Raw genomic sequence first — 6,142 nt, 5'->3', positions numbered from 1 at the left:
GCACCGGACCGCTCTTCTGCAACAGCCCGCGTTCCGCACCCGCTCCCGGCCCGCCCACGTCGAGGTAGAGCAGTGACCGGGACCAGTCCACCCAGCCCACCAGTTCGATGCGGGCGGCGCCGGTGCCGGCCGTGACCCGTACGCCGGCGCGCAGGTCCCGCAGGTTGGTGACCCGCACGGCGGCCAGCCGCTCGCCCTCCCCCAGGGTCAGCGGCCGGGCCGGCTCGGGCGGGTCGGGCGCCCAGCTCAACAGCCCGAGCACCAGCGCCGTCGCGGACGTCACCGCCGTCAGACCGAGCAACAGCAGCACCGTACGCCGACGACGGCCGGCCGAGGACGGCCCGGTGGTGTCGGCGGCCTCGGTGGTGTCGGTGGTGTCGGTGGTGTCGTCGCGGCGGGTGGTCGCGCGGTTTGCCGCGAGGCTTCGCTCGGCGACGGCTCGCCGCGTGTCGTCGGTCGTGCGGCCGGCGGTGGCTCGGCGCGCGCCGCCGCTGGTCCGGTTGGCCGTGGGCCCACCTCCGGTGTCGCTGGGGGTCCGGTTGGCCGTGGGCCCACCTCCGCTGTTGCTGGGGGTCCGGCCGGCAGTGGGCCCACCTCCGGTGTCGCTGGGGGTCCGGTTGGCCGCCGAGGCGCTGCCGGCCGGGCCGGTGCGGTGCCGCCCGCTGCGGGCGGTGCCCGGGTCGTCCGGCCGGGGTGTGGCGGTGCGGGCGGTGTCGGGCGCCGGGGTCGGAGAGGTGTCCACGGAGATGAAACGGGCGGGGAGGCACCGGGGTGACGAGCAGGGGCGCTCGCGGCGGCCGGTCTGCGCCTCGAGCGCGACCACACGGGTGCGCACGCCGGACGAGCCGGGTGCTGCGACCGCAGTGCCGGGGGTGACTGGCCATGATGTTGGCCTGGCCACCGGCCCGGTCGGCCGCCGCGAGCGGCCTACATGAAGAGGGTAGTCCCGGTGACATGGGCCACACAATGGGAATATTGAAGCTGATCACGTACCTGGCGTGACGGCCGTTCCTGTCGGACCTCCGGCGTACCGTTGACGGCATGGCGCTCGACATTCCCCGGCTGGACAGCCGCTTCCAGGTCGTCAGTGATTTTCAGCCGGCCGGCGACCAACCGGCAGCCATTGATGACCTTGAGCGTCGGGTTCGGCGCGGCGACCGCAACACCGTGCTGCTCGGCGCGACCGGCACCGGCAAGAGCGCCACCACGGCGTGGCTGATCGAGCGACTGCAGCGCCCCACCCTGGTGCTCGCCCCGAACAAGACGCTCTGCGCGCAGCTGGCCAAGGAGTTCAGCGAGCTGCTGCCGCACAACGCGGTCGAATACTTCGTCTCGTACTACGACTACTACCAGCCCGAGGCCTACATCCCGCAGACCGACACCTACATCGAGAAGGATTCCTCGATCAACGAGGAGGTGGAGCGGCTGCGGCACTCGGCGACGATGTCGCTGCTCACCCGTCGCGACGTGATCGTGGTGGCGACCGTCTCGGCGATCTACGGCCTGGGCACCCCGGAGGAGTACCTCAACCGGGCGGTGAAGGTGCAGATCGGGCAGGAGCTCGACCGCGACCAGTTGCTGCGCCGGCTGGTCGACATCCAGTACACCCGCAACGACATGGCCTTCCAGCGGGGCACCTTCCGGGTCCGCGGCGACACGCTGGAGATCATCCCGGCGTACGAGGAGCTGGCGATCCGGATCGAGCTGTTCGGTGACGAGGTGGAGAAGCTCTACTACCTCAACCCGCTGACCGGTGACGTGGTCCGCGAGGTCGACCAGCTGGTGATCTTCCCCGCCACCCACTACGCGGCCGGTCCAGAGCGGATGGAACGGGCGATCCGCGACATCGAGGTGGAGCTTGCCGAGCGCCTCGCCGAGCTGGAGCGGCAGGGCAAGCTGCTGGAGGCGCAGCGGCTGCGGATGCGCACCACCTACGACATCGAGATGATGCGGCAGGTGGGCTTCTGCTCCGGCATCGAGAACTACTCGATGCACATGGACGGGCGGCTGCCCGGCAGCCCGCCGCACGCCCTGCTCGACTACTTCCCCGACGACTTCCTCACCGTGGTCGACGAGTCGCACGTGACCATCCCGCAGATCGGCGGCATGTACGAGGGCGACGCGTCCCGGAAGCGGATGCTCATCGACCACGGCTTCCGGCTGCCCAGCGCGGCCGACAACCGGCCGCTGCGCTTCGACGAGTTCCTGGAGCGGGTCGGCCAGATGGTCTACCTCTCCGCGACCCCCGGCACCTGGGAGATGGAGCAGGCCCAGGGCGAGTTCGTCGAGCAGGTGATCCGACCCACCGGTCTGGTCGACCCGGAGGTCGTGATCAAGCCGACCAAGGGCCAGATCGACGACCTGATGCACGAGATCAAGCTGCGGACCGACCGGGACGAGCGGGTGCTGGTCACCACGCTGACCAAGAAGATGGCCGAGGACCTGTCCGACTACCTCCTGGAGAACGGCATCCGGGTGCGCTACCTGCACTCGGAGGTCGACACGCTGCGCCGGGTGGAGCTGCTGCGCGAGCTGCGCAAGGGCGACTATGACGTGCTCGTCGGCATCAACCTGCTCCGCGAAGGTCTGGACCTGCCCGAGGTGTCGCTGGTGGCGATTCTCGACGCCGACAAGGAGGGCTTCCTGCGCAGCGGCCGGTCGCTGATCCAGACCATCGGGCGGGCCGCCCGTAACGTCTCCGGCCAGGTGCACATGTACGCCGACAAGATCACTCCGTCGATGGCGGCGGCGATCGACGAGACCGATCGGCGTCGGGCCAAGCAGATCGCGCACAACGAGGCGCACGGCATCAGCCCGGAGCCGCTGCGTAAGAAGATCCACGACATCCTGGACGACATCTACCGCGAGGCGGAGGACACCGAGAACTCCCGGGTCGGCGGCGCGGTGCGTCAGCTTTCCCGAGGTAAGGCGCCGGTCAAGGAGACCCGCAGCCGGAGCCGGTCCGCCGCGAGCACCACCTCCCGGGAGGGGATGGCCCGCGCCGACCTCGCCCAGCTCATCCAGGAGCTCAACGACCAGATGTTGGCCGCCGCACGCGAGCTTCAGTTCGAGTTGGCGGCCCGGATCCGCGACGAGGTCTCCGACCTGAAGAAGGAGCTGCGCGGCATGGACGCCGCCGGCGTGAAGTGACGGCCACCCGGTCGGCCCCGCCCAGCGCTCCGCTCGGGCCCGGCCGGCCGGGGCACCCGAAGGGCGGGCACGGTTGACAGCGGTGGCGCCGATCGGCGAGATGGTCCTCGGGCTGCCCGATGCCAGTTTGCGTCCGTTCGTCGACCGGTACGTGGGCTACCGGGAACGGGCGGACGTGCCACTGGTCCGCCGGGAGTCGGCGGGCGTCTTCGTGGTGCTGATCCTGGGCTGGGGTGCTCCGCTGGACGTGACCGACCCGCGTAGCGCGCAGCGCGGCGTCACCGCGGTCGACTCGTTCGTGGCCGGCACCTTCGACAGTTGGTGCACCACGCGCACCGTGGGCGTGGGGGAGGGCGTGGAGTTGCTGCTCGCCCCCCTGACCGCCCGCCGGCTTCTCGGTCTGCCCCTGAGTGAGCTGACCAATCGGGCCGTCGGCGTCGGGCAGCTCCCGGGCCGTTGGCTGGATCGGCTGCGCGGCCGGCTCGCCGAGGCCACCGGCTGGTCGGAACGGTTCGACCTGCTCGACCGGGTGCTCGCCGCCCGGCTGGCGGCGTCCCCGCCGGTGGACCCGCGGCTCGACTGGGCGTGGCGGTGGCTGGCCGCCAGCGGTGGTCGGGGGAGCGTCGGTGTGCTCGCCGACGAGTTGGGCTGGAGCCGCCGGCACCTCGCGTCCCGGTTCCGGCAGGAGGTCGGGCTGCCGCCCAAGATGGCCGCCCGGCTGCTGCGTTTTCAGCAGGCTCACGCCGCGTCGACCCAGGCCGGCGAGGTCGGGCGGGGAGTCGACTGGGCCGCCGTGGCGGCGGGTTGCGGCTACTACGACCAGTCCCACCTGATCCGGGACTTCCACGAGTTCGCGGGGGCCACGCCGGCCGCGCTGCTCTCCGGCCGCTGACGAGCGCCGGCCGACCGGAGCCGGGCCGGCGACCCGCCGAGCCGACCGGAGCCGGGCCGGCGACCCGCCGGCCGACCGGAGCCGGGCCGGCGACCCGCCGAGGTCACATTCGTCCAATCCGGAGCCGCGCCGCCGGCCGCAGAATCGGGTCATGCGAACCATCTATCCGATCTTCCGTTATCCCGATCCCCGCGCCGCGATCGACTGGCTCGGTGCCGCCTTCGGTTTCCGGGTGCATGCCGTGCACGACGCGCCGGACGGTACGGTCGCGCACGCCGAGCTGGTCCTCGACACCGGAATGATCATGCTGGGTGCTCGGGCCGACGCCCCGCACCGGCCGGCCGACGACGACTGGTCGGTCTACGTGGCCGTGCCGGACGTCGACGCCCACTGCGCCCAGGCCCGCGCGGCCGGCGCCGAGATCATCCGCGAGCCGTTCGACACCGACTACGGCTCCCGTGACTACTCAGCCCGCGATCTGGCCGGCAACGTCTGGTCCTTCGGCACCTACCGACCCTGAGCCGGCCACGCCGACCAGGATGGGCGGCCCGGCGGGACCAGCCTCAGCGGCTTGAAACCGCACTGACCTGCGGAAATGGCGTGTTCGGGCTGGCCCGACCGGCCGGCGGCGTCGAATGCCCTGATTGCGGTGCGCGAGCGAGCTATTGCACTGGGTGATCGTCCTGCGTAGTCTCCCTCGGTGGGGAGGCCGGGATGCCGCTGCCAACAAGTCCTGTCATTCGACGTGCACGTCTCGGCGCAGAATTGCGCCAACTCCGTCGGCGCGAGTCGCTGACCCTGGAGCAGGTCTGCGACCGGCTGGGCTGGGCCTCGACGTCGAAGCTGTCCCGCATCGAGCTGGGTCAGAGTCGCCCGGACCTCGCCGACGTGCTCGATCTGCTGGATGTCTACAAGGTGCCCACGCCCGCCCGGGAGGCGCTGATCGTCATCGCCCGGGACGCGGCGACCAGTCGAGGCTGGTGGAAGACGCTGGGCGAGATGAGCGAACGGCAGCGCACCTACGCCGAGTTGGAGGCGGGCGCCGCCGACATCGTCGAGTACCAGCCGTCGGTGGTGCCGGGGCTGCTCCAGACGCCCGCGTACGCCCGGGTGCTGGTCACCGCCGGCGCCCAGCTCACGCCGGAGGTCGACGTGGAGGCCGAGGTGCGCGCAAGGGCACTGCGGCAGGAGGTGCTTCGGCGGGCCTACCCGCCGCGCTACACGGCGGTGCTCGCCGAGGCCGTCTGCGACCCGGGTGACCTGCCGGTGGCGGTCTGGCGTGAACAACTGCGCCATCTGGTCGCGGTGACCGGCCTGTCCCACGTCACGGTGCGGCTGTTGCCACGCGGAGCGGCCGGTGGCGGGCTGCATCCGCTCACACCGTATTCCTGCTACGCCTTTCCCGACCCGGCGGACCCGCGCACGGTCATGCTCGAGGCGTTGACCACCGACGTCCGGTTGGCCACCGTGCTCGACGTCGGCCGCTACGAGCGGATGACAGCGGCGCTGCTGGCCGCGGCGCTGTCACCGGAGGAGACGGTCACCGTGCTGGCCCGCCGCGTCGGCGAGTAACGGTTGACCGGTGCCGACGGTGACGCGCCGCGCGGCCACCGGGCCCGGCGCCCCCGAGCCCGTCGGGACCGGCGGCCGGCGCGTGCGCCCGGCACGATAACCGCGGGGTACGACAGTTCGGCTCAGGCCGGTACGTCGAGGAAGTGTTCGACCACGGGCGGTCCCGCGAAGTGCGGCCCGATCAGCGCCCGCCACTTGTCGAACCGTTCGGTGGCCCGGAAGTTCTTCTCGTGCGCCTCGACCGAGTCCCATTCGACGAGCAGCACGAAGCGCGTCGGTGACTCGATTCCTCGGGTCATCCGCACGGACCGGCAGCCGGTCGCTCCGGCGAGCACCGGGTGACCCTCGGCGTACGCGGTGGCGAAAGCGTCCTCGTGTCCGGGTAGTACGTCGATCAGCGCAACCTCAAGCACCATGTCGGACAGCCTCCCACGGCGGTCGGGGCAGTCGGTGTCGTGGGTCTGTGCCGACCACTGCCTGGACTCCGCCTCGGCTCGACCGAGGGCGTTGACACAGACCCTAGGGTGG

Annotated in this window: 5 protein-coding genes and 1 pseudogene; 4 read left to right on the top strand and 2 right to left on the bottom strand. The window is 71.5% G+C overall.

The genetic code is table 11. The features are described from left to right. Positions 1-742 (bottom strand): annotated as a pseudogene (locus DLJ58_RS34650) (hypothetical protein); the annotation flags it as partial. 299 nt (positions 743-1,041) lie between these two features. On the opposite strand from DLJ58_RS34650, the gene uvrB reads away from it, so the two are divergent. The 4 genes from uvrB (at position 1,042) to DLJ58_RS21695 (ending at position 5,614) form a co-directional block, all read left to right on the top strand. Then, positions 1,042-3,150: an excinuclease ABC subunit UvrB gene (gene uvrB, locus DLJ58_RS21710; RefSeq protein ID WP_124858842.1), complete on the top strand. Its 2,109-nt coding sequence runs from the start codon at positions 1,042-1,044 to the stop codon at positions 3,148-3,150. A gap of 82 nt (positions 3,151-3,232) precedes the next feature. Further along, on the top strand, positions 3,233-4,042 hold the full coding sequence (locus DLJ58_RS21705) for an AraC family transcriptional regulator (RefSeq protein ID WP_244219072.1): 810 nt from the start codon (positions 3,233-3,235) through the stop codon (positions 4,040-4,042). A 151-nt stretch (positions 4,043-4,193) separates the two neighbouring features. Beyond that, positions 4,194-4,562 (top strand): VOC family protein, encoded by a 369-nt coding sequence (locus DLJ58_RS21700; RefSeq protein ID WP_124858841.1) that lies wholly within the window; start codon positions 4,194-4,196, stop codon positions 4,560-4,562. Positions 4,563-4,756: 194 nt separating this feature from the next. Then, positions 4,757-5,614 carry a helix-turn-helix domain-containing protein gene (locus DLJ58_RS21695; RefSeq protein ID WP_124858840.1) on the top strand — a complete coding sequence of 286 codons (858 nt, stop codon included), beginning with the start codon at positions 4,757-4,759 and terminating at the stop codon, positions 5,612-5,614. A gap of 122 nt (positions 5,615-5,736) precedes the next feature. On the opposite strand, the gene DLJ58_RS21690 is transcribed toward DLJ58_RS21695, so the two are convergent. Further along, a complete protein-coding gene (locus DLJ58_RS21690; RefSeq protein ID WP_124858839.1) occupies positions 5,737-6,030 on the bottom strand; it encodes an antibiotic biosynthesis monooxygenase family protein in 294 nt (97 codons plus the stop codon). Positions 6,031-6,142: the final 112 nt, after the last annotated feature.

Origin of the sequence: Micromonospora arida, from assembly GCF_003857035.1 — a bacterium.
GTDB lineage: Bacteria > Actinomycetota > Actinomycetes > Mycobacteriales > Micromonosporaceae > Micromonospora > Micromonospora arida.
Note: the sequence above shows the minus strand (reverse complement) of the source record. Positions and strands in the feature narration are given on the sequence as shown.

Coding starts and splice junctions, on each gene's coding strand:
- uvrB (WP_124858842.1), top strand. CDS start 1,042: ATGGCGCTCGACATTCCCCGGCTGGACAGCCGCTTCCAGGTCGTCAGT.
- DLJ58_RS21700 (WP_124858841.1), top strand. CDS start 4,194: ATGCGAACCATCTATCCGATCTTCCGTTATCCCGATCCCCGCGCCGCG.
- DLJ58_RS21695 (WP_124858840.1), top strand. CDS start 4,757: ATGCCGCTGCCAACAAGTCCTGTCATTCGACGTGCACGTCTCGGCGCA.
- DLJ58_RS21690 (WP_124858839.1), bottom strand. CDS start 6,030: ATGGTGCTTGAGGTTGCGCTGATCGACGTACTACCCGGACACGAGGAC.